The organism is Roseimaritima multifibrata (assembly GCF_007741495.1).
Lineage (GTDB): Bacteria > Planctomycetota > Planctomycetia > Pirellulales > Pirellulaceae > Roseimaritima > Roseimaritima multifibrata.
On sequence record NZ_CP036262.1, the window covers coordinates 5,853,794 to 5,871,320 of the forward strand.

Annotated in this window: 11 protein-coding genes; 5 read left to right on the plus strand and 6 right to left on the minus strand. The window is 54.3% G+C overall.

What is annotated here, in order from left to right; genetic code table 11:
- Positions 1-133: 133 nt before the first annotated feature.
- A complete protein-coding gene (locus FF011L_RS21300) occupies positions 134-3,196 on the minus strand; it encodes a VWA domain-containing protein (RefSeq protein WP_145354002.1) in 3,063 nt (1,020 codons plus the stop codon).
- Positions 3,197-3,373: 177 nt separating this feature from the next.
- On the opposite strand from FF011L_RS21300, the gene FF011L_RS21305 reads away from it, so the two are divergent.
- Entirely contained in the window at positions 3,374-4,525 is a 1,152-nt protein-coding gene (locus tag FF011L_RS21305) for a 3-dehydroquinate synthase (protein ID WP_145354003.1), read from the plus strand.
- 33 nt (positions 4,526-4,558) lie between these two features.
- Here the strand turns inward: FF011L_RS21305 and FF011L_RS21310 are convergent, their stop codons facing one another.
- Positions 4,559-6,163 (minus strand): arylsulfatase, encoded by a 1,605-nt coding sequence (locus FF011L_RS21310; RefSeq protein ID WP_218932787.1) that lies wholly within the window; start codon positions 6,161-6,163, stop codon positions 4,559-4,561.
- 213 nt (positions 6,164-6,376) lie between these two features.
- Complete coding sequence (locus FF011L_RS21315) at positions 6,377-6,616, minus strand: hypothetical protein (RefSeq protein ID WP_218932788.1); 240 nt, start codon at positions 6,614-6,616, stop codon at positions 6,377-6,379.
- Between the two features lie 199 nt (positions 6,617-6,815).
- On the opposite strand from FF011L_RS21315, the gene fliP reads away from it, so the two are divergent.
- From fliP to flhB, 4 genes are read left to right on the plus strand one after another with little or no spacing between them, the layout of a single operon-like run.
- Positions 6,816-7,703, plus strand: a complete 888-nt coding sequence (fliP, locus tag FF011L_RS21320; RefSeq protein ID WP_145354006.1) for a flagellar type III secretion system pore protein FliP — start codon at positions 6,816-6,818, stop codon at positions 7,701-7,703.
- A gap of 21 nt (positions 7,704-7,724) precedes the next feature.
- Entirely contained in the window at positions 7,725-7,988 is a 264-nt protein-coding gene (locus tag FF011L_RS21325; protein WP_145354007.1) for a flagellar biosynthetic protein FliQ, read from the plus strand.
- Positions 7,985-8,767, plus strand: a complete 783-nt coding sequence (locus FF011L_RS21330) for a flagellar biosynthetic protein FliR (protein WP_246109556.1) — start codon at positions 7,985-7,987, stop codon at positions 8,765-8,767. The genes FF011L_RS21325 and FF011L_RS21330 overlap by 4 nt, the downstream gene beginning before the upstream one ends.
- A 6-nt stretch (positions 8,768-8,773) precedes the next feature.
- Positions 8,774-9,853, plus strand: coding sequence for a flagellar biosynthesis protein FlhB (gene flhB / locus FF011L_RS21335; RefSeq protein ID WP_145354008.1), 1,080 nt, complete (start codon positions 8,774-8,776; stop codon positions 9,851-9,853).
- 87 nt (positions 9,854-9,940) lie between these two features.
- Here flhB and FF011L_RS21340 read toward each other — a convergent pair whose 3' ends face one another.
- From FF011L_RS21340 to FF011L_RS21350, 3 genes are all read right to left on the minus strand, one after another.
- Positions 9,941-10,420 carry a hypothetical protein gene (locus FF011L_RS21340; RefSeq protein WP_145354009.1) on the minus strand — a complete coding sequence of 160 codons (480 nt, stop codon included), beginning with the start codon at positions 10,418-10,420 and terminating at the stop codon, positions 9,941-9,943.
- Positions 10,421-10,437: 17 nt separating this feature from the next.
- The gene (locus FF011L_RS21345) at positions 10,438-14,715 is read right to left on the minus strand and encodes an Ig-like domain-containing protein (RefSeq protein ID WP_145354010.1); all 4,278 of its coding nucleotides are present in this window, start codon (positions 14,713-14,715) and stop codon (positions 10,438-10,440) included.
- 239 nt (positions 14,716-14,954) lie between these two features.
- Positions 14,955-17,453: a dockerin type I domain-containing protein gene (locus FF011L_RS21350; RefSeq protein WP_145354011.1), complete on the minus strand. Its 2,499-nt coding sequence runs from the start codon at positions 17,451-17,453 to the stop codon at positions 14,955-14,957.
- Between the last annotated feature and the right edge of the window lie 74 nt (positions 17,454-17,527).

A 17,527-nucleotide genomic window follows, 5' to 3' on the forward strand; every position in this document is an offset into this window, starting at 1 on the left:
CGGAGCCGATAAAACCGATCGGTCCCTCCGCACCGGAGTGCCCACGCTGCATTTCCGAGGGCAATGGGAACTCCAAACACGGTTTGGAAAGACAAAGCCGTCGCTGGAATCGCGTTTCGCTTGATTCGACATGCTATTCCTCTTTGTCTTTGCGGGCTCTTCGCTTGGCTTCGAGCAAACGTTCGGTATAGGTTTTGGCATCTGGCTGGGGCGTCAACGAAGCGGGCGCATCGGAGGGTCGAGTTTTGGGAAGATCGCTGCGATCCTTCCGGTCTTTGGCTGCCGACGCTTTCCCTTGGATCGAGCTGGCATCCGCTTCGGGTTCCGGTTCAAATCGAACGGCGGCACGACGACGATCAATCGATTCGCCTAACGCCTGCTTCCGTTCCTGCAGGGCCTTCAACCGCGAGGGGGCCTCTTGCGATTCGTTCCCTGGCGTGGCAAACAAGCGGCCGACCCAATCGAATGAAATGGCGACGCGGCGAACCATCACATCGCCCAAAAACAAACAGCATGCGACAAACACAAACCATGGCCAAGCATCCCGCATGCTCCGTGCGAGAGCCAACCCGGTGCGAAACGCATCGTGACCGACGACGTCATCCATCGATTCCGCTGCCAACGGCTCGGTAACTTGGCCTTCCGATCCGCCACTTGGCTTCGATTTGGCAAGGGCGTCCAACAGAGCCTGATTGGTGTCACGTACGCGAAATTCTTCCGAATAGGGGACGGTCACTCCCGTGGTCAGCGGAGCCGAACCGGCCTGCGGAGAAATATTGACGAAATAGCTTCCCGCTTGATCGGCGGGAAATGAACCAACGTAACGTCCCGGAGCGGTCTGCTGCATTTGCAGAGGGATGTCTTGCATTTCGGGGCCGACCGCAGACGCGTTCATATCAAGAAAATTGAGGAACGCATCCTCTTTATCAAGTGCAGAGACCACAACCTGCACTTGGCCATCACGAACCTGGGTCGCCAAATCGAACTTGCCCGTGTCACCTGTCGGACGCATTAACCAGCGAACCGTTTGACTGAAGAATTTATCGTAGTCCCCCCAATCATTCCAAGATTGAGCCCAGCGTCCGCCACTATCGGTGGTAAGGACAGCGGTTCGCCCCAATCCATAATTCCAAACCGCAAGGATCGTCGAATTTTCTTCTTCAACGGGCAGCGGCGAGCGAATCAGAACCTGTGCCAGAGGACTATTTTTGGTTTGAGTCAGAACAAACCCGGTGATCGGCGGCAGCAGCGTATCGATCCCCTCCAAGGCTGGATGCGGATAAACGATTTCAGGAGCCACCCCACTGGCATTTTCGTAGACCAACGGTCGTGCGACGCGGCGGGCTTCGCGTTGGAAGATCCTTGGCAGCGCCTTAGCATTCCGCACTTCGTAATACTTCCCACCGGTCTGCGTTGCGATATCCCGCAGGCGATTACTTCCGGTTGTCCCATGACCGGCGACGGCGACCGTCGAAATCGTAATTTTGTTATCGCGAAAAGCTGCGATCGTGCTACCGGTGGGCGGCGAAGGATCCCCGTCACTGATGATGATGCAATGTTTCATGGAGGCATTCGAACGCTTTAGGCTGGCCGCTGCCATCCGCATGGAATTATCAAACGCAGGCATATCACCGGGGGTCATCCGCCGGACCGCCGCCAGCATCGCAGGTTTGTTGGGACCGACGGGCAACAACCCATTACTGCCTCCCCAAAGCCAACTATCACCCGCCATATTCCAGTGCAGGACTCCCGCTTCATCGACCGGACCTAATTGTTCCAAAGCCGAATTGGCAATCACCTTTTGCCAATAGTTACCTTGTGCCATTTCGCAGGCGTGCATGATCATCGCCAAGGCCCCAACCGCTTCGACCTTCTTGTTCTTTACCTGAAAGTCGACCGGCATCGCTTCTTCCAGTTTGGTCCCGGTCCATCCACCGGCTCCGAAAGCTTCAGGGCCTCCAATCATCAGCAGCCCCGCCCCCAGTCGCTGTGTATTGCGAACCAGCATGTCGACTTTATCATCATCAAAGGTGACGATCGTATCGCCGGCGTCTCCGCTTACGCGAGGAACGCCGGCAAGGATCACCGCATCGTAGGCTTGCAATTCGGCCAGCGATCCAAACAGTTGATCGCTGGGGCGGATCACGACTTCAATATTGGCCGTTCGCAACCGCTGGGCCATCAAATCGTATTGACCTCGATTGCTAAAGTCCTCAATCAACAGCACCCGACCTTGTCCACGGATATAGGTATAGGCGGAGGCTTCGTTGTTCTCTTTGATTCCATCATCGAAACTTTCGTCCGGTACAAATCGAGCCTTGTAGGTGTAGGGAGCAGGTTGGTCGATTTGATCCTGAAGGGAAAAAACGTTTTTCCCTGACTTAAGCGTCGTGGGCTGGTCCAACAGCAGTTCTTCACGTCCGCTTGATTCACTTGCTTCGCTGTTAAGCCGCGTGACCTGCAAACGTCCCTGCACCGGAGGCGCGTCTTCCCCATCGGTATAGGCATTCACGACCACGCGAGCTTCAAAGGGCTGTCCTTTGCGAATGTCGCTTGGCAGATCGACTTTTTCGACCAGGACTTCCGCCTTGGATTCCAGCACAATCGGGACGACATCGATCCCAATTCCGGATTCGGCTAAACGAGCCGCAAGCTTTTGGCCATCACCAAGATTCTCATTCCCGTCGGTGACGATCACCAACCGGCGTGAGGTATCGGCGGGCATCGCCGCCTGAGCCAGGACCAAAGCCGATTCCAAACTGGTGGCGTCTCGGCGGCCGATATAACTTTCCAGCCGCCGGATCTTGGGAATATTGTCGTCAAACGGCGGAATTTCAATCGTCGCTTCGCGGCCGAAAACAATGATCCCGGCTCGATCCTCTCGAGCCACATCGCGGTGACGGCTGACATTGCGGATCACATAGTCAAGCATCAACTGGCGTTTCGCTTCGGGGATGCTCTCACTTTGATCAAGCAGGTACATCACCGTCACTCGATCACTGGTCCAAACCAACTGCACGCCCGCCAAAGCGAGAACCAATCCCGTTAAGACCAACGTCCGAAAGAAAAGGGCAAGCCAGCGGCGAAAGAAACCGAGTGGCGCTAACGCACGAAAGCTGCCCCACCACAGAAAGGGAATTCCAATCAGCAACCAGAGGTAACCGGGAAATTCGAAAGCGAGCCGAAAACCAAACATGGGGTTCCTGGAAACAGGATTGCGACGTGTGCCAGAGCGACGCCATTGTACCGTCCAGACGGGGGTGATGGCGAGCGGAATTAGCGGAGTTCAACAGGCGGGCAGACGATTCATCAAAAAGCCTCTAAGATGTCGCTTCCTCACTTCCTACCTTGCCGCTTTAGTATCAGATTCGGAATGCCCAGCGATTTCTCGTCAATCGATATTTCCTTTGCTATTCCGCAAGTCCATCGATTTCGGATGACGGACGACGTATTTGGTAGCGATGCAAAGGTTTTGCTTGATTTATTGCAACCTTCGGGGACCGAACCGGCCAAAGTTCAGGTTTGGATCGACAGCCACCTAGTCCAAGCGGCTACAGGACTTTGCGAACGAATCGATGAAGTCCTCAACAGCCGGCCAGACAGCATTCAGCTAACCAGCCCGATCGAAACCATCGTGGGGGGTGAGAGCTGTAAAAATGATCCGAAATTGATCGACCATCTGCTCAGCCGCTTCAATGAAGACGATCTTGACCGCCGCAGCTACGTGATCGTGATCGGCGGCGGAGCGGTCCTGGATGCCGTCGGATTCGCCGCTTCGATTGCACACCGTGGGATTCGCTTGGTTCGCCTTCCCACCACCACGCTTGCCCAAGCCGATTCAGGAGTGGGCGTAAAAACAGCCGTCAACTGGTTCCATAAAAAGAACTGGAAGGGAACGTTCGCGGTCCCTTGGGGAGTCATCAATGACCGCCAACTGCTGAATCATCTGCCCGACGCTGCCTTCCGCTGCGGTTTTAGTGAAGCGGTCAAAGTGGCCCTGCTAAAAAGCCCTACCGGATTTCAGAACCTATGCAATAACGCTTCTAAAATTGCCGCGAGGGAACCGCAGGCGGTGACATCGGCAATCGCCGCTTCGGTGCAAATGCATCTGGAGCATATCACCCGCGGTGGAGATCCTTTCGAAATGCTGGAGGCACGCCCTCTCGATTTTGGACATTGGTCGGCTCATCGTATGGAACCGCTGTCGGATTACGACATTGCCCACGGGGATGCGGTCGCCATTGGCGTCGCAATCGATACCGTCTACAGCTCGTTGGTCCACGGCTTTCCCGAGGCCGCGGCCAAACAGGTTCTCGATTGCCTGCTAAACCTAAAACTACCGATTACCGATCCGATTTTGGCTGACCCTGAAAACCTCCGTATCGGACTGGAAGAATTCCGCCAGCACCTGGGTGGTCGTCTGACGGTCACCATGCTGGAAGGGATCGGGCAACCAATCGATGTGCATGACATCCTATGGCCTGAAATGCTGAAGGCGATCGAAACGGTTCGCGATTACCAGTAGGTTCGCTATCTGCAATGAATAGGTTTTGCCAATCTATTTAAGAAGCTGCGATGCGGTATCTTTGCGAAACTTAAGCGGCACGCGAGAATTCTTTACCGGCCTGAGCTGTTTGCCTTTCAAACGCTCGGTTTTTTTTGCGATTCGAAACCACTCGGCGGCCATTTCCTCAACGCGTTGAGGATGCTGGTCAGCCAAATCATTGGTTTCCGTCCGATCGTCTTGCAAGTTGTACAGCTCCCACTTTCCAAGTTTGGCAGAAACCAATTTCCAGTCCCCCTGGCGGAGTGCTCGATCGGTGCCGAAATGAAAGTACAACGATTCGTGAGGCTGGCGGTTCTGTCCTGCGAAAATGGGGAGCAGTGTCTTACCTTGAAGCGGATCGATCTTCCGCTCAGCGATTTTCTGCGGATACGACGCGTCGGCTAGATCAAGACAGGTCGCCATAAAATCAACCAGGTGGGCCGGTTGCCGAGTGAGTGTCCCTGGAGCGGTTTTCAGCCCCGCTGGCCAATGGACGATCAGCGGACTGGAAATACCTCCCTCGTGCTGATTCTGCTTGTACAACCGAAACGGCGTGTTCCCCAAGTGGGCCCACGCGGCGTCATAGGTCCAGTATGAATCGGGATCCCAAGGCCGTAGATCCCGCCGTTTGGTTCGCTCGAACGGGCAAGCTCCATTATCGCTGCAAAACAGGACGATCGTGTTATCTAACGCATTCTGCTGACGCAGACGATCCACAATCCGGCCGACGTTCTGGTCAAGCAGGTCGACCATCGCTGCGTAGACTTCCATTCGTTCCGCTTCCCAGGCCTGTTCCTTTTTCGACAAACGGTCCCAAGCAGGGATGTGATCGGGACGCGGGCTGAGCGACCACTTTTCGGGCAGCAAACCCGAATCCAGCTGCCGACGGTGGCGGCGTTCGCGAAGCACATCCCAGCCGGCATCAAAACGTCCTTTGTATTTACGCACCGCCTCTTCGGGAGCCTGCAACGGATAGTGCGGCGCATTAAACGCGCAATAGAGAAAGAAGGGGCTTTCCTCCTGCACCATGGCGTCGATCGACTCGATTGCAAAGTCGGCGACCGCATGGGTCGTATAGAACGGACGCCCATTCAGTTCGGCGGGCACCTGCCATGGTTCTCCGTTCTTGCGAAACGTTTGATCGCCGGTGAAGTAGTTGGTCGCTCCTGACAGATGGCCCCAGTAAGTCTGAAACCCAAAATCGGTCGGCTGCTTGGAGAGATGCCATTTACCAACCATCGCCGTCTGATAGCCGGCGGGCTGAAGCGTTTCGGCAATCGTCGCACCTCTGTTCAGGCTTTCACTTCCCGCTTGATCGCAGTACAGCCCGGTCAGCAGAGAGACGCGTGAAGAATGGCATTTTGCAGTGTTATAAAACTGCGTAAAGCGAAGCCCCGCCGATGCCAAAGCATCCAAGTTAGGTGTTTCAATCTCTCCGCCATAACAGCCCAGATCCGAAAAACCAAGATCATCAGCCATGATCAAAACGATATTGGGGCGAGCCCCCGATTCGGCTTTGCTCGATCCGACATCGACGAACAGAGCCAAAAGAATCACCGCCGTCACCCCAACCAGAGGTCGATTCACTCGCATCGCTAAAGCTTTCAAGGGAAACATCATCAGTGCCGTGGAGAGGAGGCTGGTTCGTGGTGGTTTTGTTTAAAAGTTATTTTACACGGTTGAGGAGGCGGAGTTGGGAGCGGGGAGGTGGGAGTGAGGAGCGGGGAGGTGGGAGTGGGGAGTGAGGAGCGGGGAGGTATCTGACGCAAAGGCTTCTTCTGATCGCGTTGTGTGGTACGAGATGCTACGAACCGCGTGCGAGATTGCAAATTACAAAATGAGAATTGGAAAATTCTCCATTCTCCATTCTCCATTCTCCATTCTCCATTCTCCATTTTCCATTTTCCATTTTCCATTTTCCATTTTCCATTTTCCATTTTCCATTTTCCATTTTCCAGCTTCCATTTTCCATTTTCCATTTTCCATTTTCCATTTTCCAGCTTCCAGCTTCCAACTCCCAACTCCCAACTCCCAACTCCCAACTCCCAACTCCCAACTCCCAACTCCCAACTCCCAACTTCCAACTCCCAACTCCCACCGGGTGTTTTCTTTGCTAGCGTTTTGGATGAGGTTTGGGCGGGTTTGCTAAAAAGCGGCAAAATTCCTATTTCGTCTAAAGTCGATTCTCCGTACTCTTGGACACGTGATCATTGGCACCAAGGAGGGTCCTGTGGCCGTGCGGCAAATCCAACAAATATCGATTTCTCTAATGACGAAGCTAGCGATTGCGCTAGTGATTGTTTGCGGAGGGATGCCTTCGGTCGCTGGGCAAGAGACGCTGCTTCCTGAACAGGCCGTTGAAATGTCGGAACCGACGTTGCTAACGGCTGAAGACATGGGGCGCCCGGTCCTGGATTCGCCTCTTGATTTCGTTGCGGGAGGCCCTGAGCGATGGACCAGTCCGGAAGGATTAAGCAGCAGTCTGCAGATCATGCTGCTGCTAACCGTTGTCAGTCTGGCTCCGGCCCTATTGTTGATGACAACCTGCTATGTGCGGATCATCGTCGTCCTGGGCCTGCTTCGACAGGCAATTGGTTTGCAATCCCTGCCTCCCAGCCAAGTGATGACCAGCATCGCGCTGTTCATGACGCTGTTTGTGATGACACCGGTCTGGAAACAGGTCTACAACGATGCCATCGTTCCCTATACCGACCCCGAAATTTCGATGGATTCCACGGAAGCTTGGGAAAAGGGAGTGCAGCCGATCCGTGACTTCATGGCTAGGCAAATCGATGTGGCCGAGAATCATGACGACGTGTTGTTGTTTTACCGGTACGTCGACCCGAATGGTGCCGAGCCCGAGAACTGGGAAATGATCCCGCTTCAAGCTTTACTTCCTGCCTACATGCTCAGTGAACTCAAGACGTCGTTCTTGATGGGGTTCCAGATTTACCTCCCCTTCCTGATCGTCGATTTGGTTGTCGCCAGCGTCACGATTTCGATGGGGATGCTGATGCTTCCGCCCGCCGTGATTTCGCTTCCGTTCAAACTGCTGCTGTTCGTCTTGGTCGATGGATGGCACCTGGTCGTCAAGATGTTGATGGACAGTTTCGGAACCTTTGAAATCGTCGAAACCGTAACCGCGATTGCCACCTGACGGACAAGGACAACCTGAATTATGAATAGTGACCACGCCGTCGATCTTTGCCGCGAAGCCTTGATCTCCGCGATCCTGGTGGGATCACCGATCTTGGTGGTCGGAATGATTGTCGGACTGCTGATCGGATTGCTGCAAGCGTTGACCCAGGTGCAAGATCAAACGGTTTCATTTGTACCGAAGATCTTCGCGATGGGGGTTGTCATGATTGCCTGCCTTCCATGGGTGGTTCAACGCATGGTCGATTTGACGCGTGTTGCATTTGAAAATGCTGGGATGCCGTGATTGCCGAAGCGACCGATTTGCTTTTGTCGCACTTGGTATTGTTTGTCCTTGTGCTGACTCGATTAAGCACGTTGTTGATGGCGATGCCTGCGATTGGGGTTGGCGTTCCCAAACGAGTCCGCGCGTTACTGGCCATCAGTTTGACCTTTTTGGTTCTCCCCACACTTGCATCGGTCATCCCCGCAAGCGATCTGCCCCAAATCCAAAACATGATCGAACTGGGGGTCGCGATCGCGCGCGAGGCCTTGGTAGGCATGCTGATCGGGACGGTGGTTCAATTGTTAGTGACCGGAATTCAATTGGCAGGAGAATTGGTCAGCAGCACAGGGGGCATGCAACTGGGTGACGCCGTCGATCCCACCACCCGCTCCAGCATGCCAACGTTGGCACGGCTAATCGGTTTATTGGTGACTACGATCTTCATTTTGGTCGGCGGGCACCGCTACATGCTGGAAGCCTTGATGGACAGTTTTCGAGGTATGGCTCCAGGGCAAGTCGTTCTTCACGAAGGGATGTTGGAACTGGTCGTACTAGAATTATCACTCGGCATGAATGCTGGAATTCGACTGGGAGCTCCGGTCGTCACGGCTCTTTTAATGGCCAATCTGGTCACCGGATTTATCAGCCGAACCCTCCCCGGTTTGAATGTCCTGGCGATTGGACTGAATATCAATGCGATCGCACTGCTGGCGGTGATGGCAATGTCGATCGGAAGTGCAGGCTGGATATTTTCCGCAGAACTGAATTCGGCACTCGAACGAATCGTGGAGATTTGGTAATCGATCATGGCTGATTCCAGTGGAGAAAAAAAGCATTCAGCGAGCGAACGCCGCCGTCAAAAAGCGCGCGAGGAAGGTCAGGTCGTCAAAAGCCAAGACCTAACATCCGCTGCAATGTTGATGGCAGCGGTCGTAACGCTCTATTGGTTCGGACGCCAAACCGTCGACCGCCTGGCGGCACTCTTCGCGCAAACATTCAGCCAAGAAATCACCGGCAAGGTCAGTACCGATCTAGCGATCGCCAACACGTCGGCTATGGCGATTCGCTTGGGCTGGATCATCCTGCCTCTCATGTTGGCGATGTTTGCAGCAGGAATCCTGATCAATGTCTCGCAGGCAGGGCTGTTGTTCACGCCCAACAAAATGATGCCTGAATGGAAGCATATCAATCCAGTCAGCGGCATCAAACGCATCCTCTCGCTGCAAGGAGTGATGCGACTGGCCTTCGGCATTTTCAAGATCATCATCATCGCCGTGATCGCTTACCTCGCGATCCGTCAGCAGCAGGACGCCATCCTAGGAGTCGCCGGGATGGGGATCCCACTGCTTGCCAAAACGATTTTTGATTGTCTGTTTCAAACCTGCCTATGGGTCGCTGCCGCCCTCCTATTACTGGCGATGCTGGAATATGCCTACCAATGGTGGAAACATGAAGAAGACCTCAAAATGACCGACCAAGAGGTTCGTGACGAAATGAAAGAATCCGACGGAGACCCACAAATGAAGGCGCGTCGTCGCCAAATCCAACGTCAGATGGTCATGCAACGAATCTCCTCGGAAGTCCCCACCGCGGACGTCATCGTTACCAACCCAACCGAATTAGCGATCGCGATCAAATACAATCCCAATCAGATGGTTGCCCCGATCGTGGTCGCCAAAGGAGCGGGCATGGTAGCCCAGAGGATTCGGCGACTGGGCCTGGAACACGGCGTCCCAATCGTCGAACGCAAACCTCTCGCTCAGGTCCTTTATAAAACCGTCGAAATCGGAGAAGCGATCCCGCTAGAACAGTACCAGGCCGTCGCAGAAGTGCTCCGCTACGTCTATCAACTACAAGGTAAGAAGGTCCCCGAGATCAGCATGTAGAGCGTCGTCCTGCATGAATCCCGCTGCCGTCGCCAGACGAACAACCACGTCCCAGCGAACGCAGCGCCGGATCGCAGGCAAGAGTGCTTAGGAAAGAGAACTCACGATCTCTAGCGAGATGGAACCGGTCAGGCAGGGAAGAGCAGGGGAGGGAAGCCGCAACTGCAAATCAAGCTGGTTATGCGGTTGCAGCTGCTCCGTAATCGGAACACGAACGCCTCTTGCATCGCCGGCCTGAGCATCTGCGGGAACCTGCCATACGATCGCATCGTTCAGCCGAATCGCGACCAGGTGATCGATCGCCTGCACGACCAAATCCACTCTGTCGGAACCCTGCAAACCGGTCGGACAATTAAACGAACGTCGGTAGCAGTGATCCCATCCATCTGCCGCACCGGAGCCCGAAGATAGATCCTGCGACGTCACCGCCGCGTCGTCTGATTGCGATGGCAGGCATTGTTGGGGCAGCTGAACTCGCTGCGATGATTCCGAACAGAAACGAGCCCCAGCAGATCTCTGCCAGGGGCCACGTAACCGAATCGAATGCGTTTGGCTAGGACGTTCCATCATCCCCGTCCTTAGGACTAAAAGTCTTCGTTGGTGAGGATGCTGTCAATCGCATCACGATAGTGAGCGAATTCATCCTCGATTACGTCTTCGATGCTTTCCTGGAAATTGAAATCTCCGTAATCGCCAAAGAACCTCACAACGGTCCGTTCATTTGCGTCGGGAATCGCTAAGAACTGCGACGTCGAAAGCTGTGCTGTCAGGACTTGGCCGGCTTGATTCAGCACGGTTAGCAGGGCTGCGTCGTGATCTTCATTCAAGACCAATTCGGCATGCCGAACCCCTTCAAAACCATCCAAGATCCGCATGAAGTCAAACGATCCGTCCTGATTCAGAGACGCATAACCTCCCTCAGCTCCGTTGGAAGATGCTTCCGAAGCGGATGCATTTCTCTGCAGATAGCTGTTGATGAACATATCAGACGTGCCACCGGCGGCTCCAGTCAATCCCACCAAGGAGAATCCGTAGGAGTTCGCATCGATGCCACCGGGCTGAACGATTTCGATCGTGAACTGATTTTCAACAGTATCCAGATCGCCTTGCGTCCCTGCGGTGTCGATACCGTCAATCGCTTCGGCGGGGATGTCAGCGCGGACAACGTATCGCCCAGGAGCCAGATTCGAGAAATTGAATGCTCCCGTTAGATCGGTTCGCAAACTGAGCGCGACCGCTTCGCCAGAGGCATTGTCCGCAGCCGCACTTGTTAAGTGAACGCGAACTCCGGCCAGTCCGTCTTCGCCTTCGACTTGAATCCCATCGCGGACAGGATTGTCCAAGCTGTAGATGTTGTCGATGAAGACCGAACCGGAAATCGAGCTTGGCTGGAATTCTTGAACTTCAACATTGACCGTACCGGTCGTCGATTCGATTCCGTCACTGATGGTGTATTGGAAACTGGTGCTTCCAATGAAATCAGGAGTCGGAACAAAGCGAACCGTTCCGTCCTGCTGCAAGGTCACGGTACCTTCGGTGCCTGCAGTTGAAGCGACCGAGACGATACTTAGCGACTGTTCTGCTTCGCCGGCACTGTCGTTGGCCAACAGGCGTTCGGCGGTGTAAGTCGCAGGAATGTTAACGAAGGCGACAACGTTATCCGTGGCAGCCGTTGGGTCGATGTTATTGACCTGAATGGTCAACGTCGCGACCGTGCTTTCCTCGGGGTCACCATTGTCGGTCACCGTGTAGCTGATCGTGTCGGTGCCCTCAAAATTTGCGGGAGGGTTGTAGACGATCGTGGTTCCGTCCAGCGTAGCGGTCCCGCCACTGCTGGTGGCTCCTTGAACGGCTGTCACGCGAATGTCTTGTTCAGGTGACTCGTTAGGACCTGGCGAATCGTTTGCCAATAGGGGAGCAATATCGATCGTCAATGGAACGTTGCTGGTCGTGGTCTGAGCCGGATCGGCTCCGATGATCGGCGGATCGTTCACAGGTCCAACCGTTACCGTTACCGTCCCAGTTGCGGCGGCCTGATCGGTCACAGCCCCACTGGAATCGCTGATTTGGTAGGTGAAGACAACGTCGCCGTTGTATCCTGAACTTGGACTCAGGCGGACCTCTCCGTTGACAATTTCAATCGATGCGTTGCCGGCTCCGGTCGTGACCGCACCCAGGCTTTCCAGGGTCAACGTCTCTCCGCTGTTCGCTCGGTCGTTCCCCAGCACGTCGAGGAGACTGATCGTATCTTCTTCGATATTAAACGAATCGTCGACCGCCTTCGGACGCACCCCTTCGACGACCGTCATCGTCACGGTCGCCGTGCTGGTCAGGTTGCCCGAATCGGTGATCGTGTAGGTGAACGTGGTCTGCCCGGGGAATGCCATTCCAGGGTTGTAGACGATCGACTGCTCATCGGCGGAAATCGAAACCGCTCCGGTGGTCCCCGTGGTATCGATCGCAGTGATGCGAATCCCATCGCTACCTTCCCGACCGCCACCATTGTCGTTGCCAAGAACGGCAAGGGTTGCGTTACCGGTTAATTCCGTAACGTCGAAGGCATCGTCATCAGCTTCTGGAGCGTCATTCACAGCGGCCAGGCTGATCGTGGCGGTCGCCGTATCGTCGCCAAGCGAGTTGGTCGCCGTATATTCAAACGTGGCGACGTTGCCAAAGACATCGTTGTCGACTGGAGTGTAGGTGTAAGTTCCGTTGCCGTTATCCATCAAAGTCCCAGCAGCAGCCCCACCAACCAGACTCGTTAGCGCTCCGACACTGTCGATCGTAATTGGCGACGTCCCGACGACGTTGGCCAACAATTGGGCGTCCGTAATCGTCAGCGACTGACCTTCGGTGCCAGACAAAGTGAAGTTGCTTGCAGTCGGTGCGGTTGGCAGTTCACTGATCGTCACCGTGACGGTTGCGGTCGCCGATGCTCCGGAAGAATCTTGAACGGTGTAGGTAAAGGTGTCGGTCGGCGAGGTGCCTGCAGGAGGCGTGTAGCTGACCGTGCCATCTCCGTTCAAGACAGCGTTTGTTCCGCTGACGGCGGTAATCGTCAGGGTTTGGTCTTCATTCGAAGGACCGGCATTATCGTTTCCGGTAAAGACGGATGCTGCAAACAGTTCCGGGTTTCCGCGGTTGGCACTGATCGCATCGGCGACGGCCGTTGGAGCGTCATTAACCGACGCGATGACAACGTTTACCGTTCCGGTTGCGGTGTCCGTTCCGTTGGAAGCGATGTAGGTGAAACTATCGGATCCAAAGTAATCCGCGGCAGGCGTATAAGTCGCGACGCCACCGGACAGCTGGACGGTGCCGTTACTGCCATTTACAACCGACGTAATCGTGATCGTCGCATTGGGATCGATAATGTCCTGAACCAACGGGATCAAGTTGATCGAATTGTTTGACACGGGAGTCAAATCTTCCTGGATCGACAGACTGCCAGCTCCAGCGACCAAACCACCTTCGACCACATTGAAGATGACCTGTCCGTACAATTGATCATCGTCGTCGACGTAGACGTCTTCGATACCAAGAACCAATTCGTCCGTTTCATCATCGACGCTGCCTGGAAGCAGCAGAATCTCATTCGCATTCGATTCGCGTGGATCTTCTAAAGGTTGGTCGACCTGAACGACCAACTGACTGATGGCTTGCGTGAATCGAACAGGAATGCTGTAAGCGTCAAACGAAGTTTGATCGTCGTCATCATCGAAAGCGGTGCTACCGAAGTTCTGATTGCCTGCCCCGACGTTGTCAAAACCACTGGAATTGAAATCGCCTTCGGGGAACGAATCAAAATACATCCCGCCGCCAGGAAGCGAACGGCTCTGCAGATCCAGATTGTATTTAATCGCTTCCGGATTCACTGCACCGCCAGCCAAAACGGCAGGTATTTCAGTGACTTGCCCGGTGACAATAGCGCCAGAAACACCGTCGGTGTTGATCACCAAATTAGGAGTTGGAACATTGACAAACTGCTCACCCACAAAGCGAATTTCAAATTCGAATCCGCCGCCCAAATCTTCGATCGTGTATTCAGAGGAATCGAAGCCAAGCGATTCCATCACATTTTCCATCTCCCCCAAGCCATCGTCGTACAGATCGATGGGCGTCACGGAGACGCTGCCGGATCCGCCTTCAAGCGAAAAGACGATCGAACCAGTAATTCCGTCGTCTCCGATGTTGCTGGAGAACAACACATTTTGAGTTTCGGTGACGGCAGGCTCGAGGTAATCCCCTAGAGAAATCCCTGAATTAGGACTGAAGATGTCCGTATAGATCGCGAACGCTCCGGTGTCCTGATTACGCGTCCGGTAATCGATCCAGGAAACTTCAAGATCGACGATTTGACCAACCTGGACGTTCACCGTCCGGCTGCCCTCCGTCATCAGGTTCGCATCGGTGACCGCGTCGCGTGCCCCCAAACGAAGTTCGACGATTTCATCGACTCGTTCTCCTTGGGAGAGAGCATTGATCACCTGCAAGGCGTCCAGCGGCGTCAGCTGGTTGTCTCCATTGACATCGACAAACGCGTCTACCTGCTTAGCCGATTCGCCTTGAGCTCCGCCATTCTGGTTCATCAAGGTATCGAGGTCTCCTGAACCGTAGCGATTCAGGTAATTGATGATGACCAAAGCATCCATCGGCTCAAGCCGATAGTCCTGATTCACGTCGGCAGGAGCGAAATCGTTGTGATAGGCAAGAATATCCCCCGCCAACAGCTCGCGACGCTCTAGAGCTTCACTCCGAAGCTGACGCTTGCCCCCTAGCCGACGCTGCTTTTTTGCAGCACGTCGAGTTTCAGGCGGCTGCGGTTTGCTGGAGCGACTAAATAGACGGCCAAAAGATTTCATCGCCAAATCCAATTTCGTTTTCGACAGCTAAGGAATGTTTAAGTGAGCGAGTTCGTATTCAACGAACACCTGCGAGGATCAGTCGCTCACGTTTTTGACAAGACTCCGGAGGTGCAAAGCGAATTTGTTCACACCAATTAGCCTCTTACACCGATACAATTGCCCCATATTAACTGACTTGCCTGCGTTATCAAGCTTATCATCCATCAGGAATTCTTATTCGGAGGGTGGACTGACTGTTAGAATCCTTCGGACCGGAAAGGTTCCGAAAAAAACGGATTCGCGGCATCTTTCGATTTCGCCACGTCGGCCGCCTCACTACCCTGATAATCGTTAATCTTTAACAAATTCGTTGCTTTTGCCCCTCGCTGCGGTTCTGCTTCAGACCACTGCCCTAAATTTGCCAAGATCCGGTCGGTCGCCAAAATTCTCGATTCCGATTCATCCTGGCGTTCCTTCTTCTCCTCCTCCTCCGACAGGCTCTCTCCAGCAGCCGTTCCCTCTACGGGCAAGGCTGGCGCCCCAGGAATCGCGACTTCCTTCGCACTTCCCGACGTGGAGCGTTGCATCTGATTCAAAACATTAATGACGGTCAACGCATCGATCGGAGCGATCAGACCATCGTTATTGGTATCGATTGCATTTTCCAGCGAGACACCGACGGTCAGCGGCCCACTTTGATTCTTATTCAGATAATTGATCACACGGAGCGCATCGACAGGTTCGACCCTTCCATTTCCATCAACATCCGCAGGTAAATCGACGTTATATCCGGGACTATCGACGCGCCGCACAGCGACAGCGAATGTTGGATCCGCCGCCTCGGTCAACGATAGGTCACGGATGGCTGCGGGGGAGACTTCATAAATGACCGAATTGGTTTGCCACTGCAGCTGATAATCTTCCACCGGCAGGGCTTGCAGCGCGACCAGTCCCAATGCGTCGGTTGCCCCTTGAAGCGTTGGGCCGACCGAAAGCTTAGAGACTTGAATCGTGGTATCCGAATGCCCGAACACGCGGACTTCGCGAATCGATTGCTCAGCGGATTCAACCCGCAGTGTGACCGATTCCCCCTTGGCTAGCGATTCTGAAGTGGCACGTGCGACCAACAGCCCACTTTCGTCATAGGCTTCAACCCTGCCGATCGCGCCAGCCGCATACCCTTGCAAATCGACTTCGACAAAGGTCGTCGGCAAATCCAAATCGACCTTCATTTGATCGTCTTCGGTCCACTCGCTTGACCAGCGATCAGCCGTAAACCGAAACCAGGTAAAGAGCGGCGTTCCTTCATCGTCTAACTGAACCGAAACGTCTCCGTTGCCATGAATTGCGGTCGTCGTAAACTGAGCATTTGCCCGGTTTTCCAAACTAACGCCAACGGCCATCTGGGCAGCATCCAGCACTTCCGTGACAGGAAAAGAGGATGAATCGACAGGGTTCGCGACGACTTGAAGTCCTGAAAAAGGGTTCTCATTTTCGCTGGGAATCCCATCGCCATCGGTATCCAGAAAGGCATAAGCCTGAAAGGACTGTGATCCTCTTCCAGGAACGCTTTTCGTGGCGGAAAGGATCGGACTGGTGACACCGACGACGGGATCGATTGCTCGGATTTCGATTTTGTCGATTCCCGGCCCCACAGGCACGGCAAACTGCACATCCGTCTGCTGCAAATCCGGTTGTAGTGCGGTCAGCCAGGAACCTCCATCCAGTCGATATTCCACACGACCGATTCGGTTCAGAGTGATATCGTTCTGCAGGCCCTCGGAATTTTTATTGGGCAAGGGGACCGCTTCGGCAAACCCTGTAAACAGAAACTGCGAAAGGTCGCCGTCATAGGTAACCGTCCCTTCAAGATGGAGCGGCACATCCGCTAAATCAAAAATCCCGTCTTGATCGCTATCCTGCCAGCCGACAGACGCGAGCGTGGAGGCTGGACTGACGAAACTGTCAAACGCCGCACTCCGCGACGCCTCCCCAGCCATGATGCTGACTTCTTGCACAAAACCGGGGGCGGGATTGTCTTCCGCATTTAAATTTTGAGTGTCGTAGTAGCCGCGATGCTGCTGATAGCTACCACCGCCGGAATACTCATCATTGGCCCAGAACAAATGCCCTAGTTCATGAGTAAAGACGGCGGTCGGCCGGGTCGAGGGAACGACCATGTACATTCCCCCCGGATAGGCAAACGCGGTTCGAAATCCCCCGGGGGCGAACCTTCCGTCCAGGTCATCCGACGCATCGACGACCACAATCGTGACCCCCCAATCGGCATCTAGATCACGACGCTGCTGATCATTGAACAACCGAATCGCTTCGTCATGGCTATTGCTATCGCCCCAGCCCTGGTCGATTAAGAAATCATTGATGTAATCACGACTGGTATTGGACGAATTCGCGATCGGTTCGAACGCGGTCTCCACCGGATTGATCGCGTACTGCGTGTCGTAGACGAATTCCAAAGAATGAACGGTATTCAGTCCGTCCAGTGCGGTGGACCACCAATCCATGGCGGTTTCGATCTTGTTCAGAACTTCGGTGATTTCTTCAGAAGTCCAATCCTGCTCGCTATTAACGCCGGTGCTTTCAAAGAAAACAGGGGTTACCGCGACCCGTCCCAGCAGGAATTCAGCCGTATCGGTAGCTTCGGCCCCTAGCGGAACGCCGGTCAACAACCGACGGGTCTCAAGCGACTCTAGTCGCAGGCGTCGAACATGTCGATTTCGCGATTTTGGAAGCATGAACGCCTGTTGGAATAGAGGTTACGAGTGAGCGGCTTCCTTATAGACGCAAAATCGTCGAACTAATTCCCGCA

What these genes read in the sequence shown, in the direction of transcription:
- FF011L_RS21300 (WP_145354002.1), bottom strand. Translation starts at nt 3,196, where the DNA reads ATGTTTGGTTTTCGGCTCGCTTTCGAATTTCCCGGTTACCTCTGGTTG.
- FF011L_RS21305 (WP_145354003.1), top strand. Translation starts at nt 3,374, where the DNA reads ATGCCCAGCGATTTCTCGTCAATCGATATTTCCTTTGCTATTCCGCAA.
- FF011L_RS21310 (WP_218932787.1), bottom strand. Translation starts at nt 6,163, where the DNA reads ATGTTTCCCTTGAAAGCTTTAGCGATGCGAGTGAATCGACCTCTGGTT.
- fliP (WP_145354006.1), top strand. Translation starts at nt 6,816, where the DNA reads ATGACGAAGCTAGCGATTGCGCTAGTGATTGTTTGCGGAGGGATGCCT.
- FF011L_RS21325 (WP_145354007.1), top strand. Translation starts at nt 7,725, where the DNA reads ATGAATAGTGACCACGCCGTCGATCTTTGCCGCGAAGCCTTGATCTCC.
- flhB (WP_145354008.1), top strand. Translation starts at nt 8,774, where the DNA reads ATGGCTGATTCCAGTGGAGAAAAAAAGCATTCAGCGAGCGAACGCCGC.
- FF011L_RS21340 (WP_145354009.1), bottom strand. Translation starts at nt 10,420, where the DNA reads ATGGAACGTCCTAGCCAAACGCATTCGATTCGGTTACGTGGCCCCTGG.
- FF011L_RS21345 (WP_145354010.1), bottom strand. Translation starts at nt 14,715, where the DNA reads ATGAAATCTTTTGGCCGTCTATTTAGTCGCTCCAGCAAACCGCAGCCG.
- FF011L_RS21350 (WP_145354011.1), bottom strand. Translation starts at nt 17,453, where the DNA reads ATGCTTCCAAAATCGCGAAATCGACATGTTCGACGCCTGCGACTAGAG.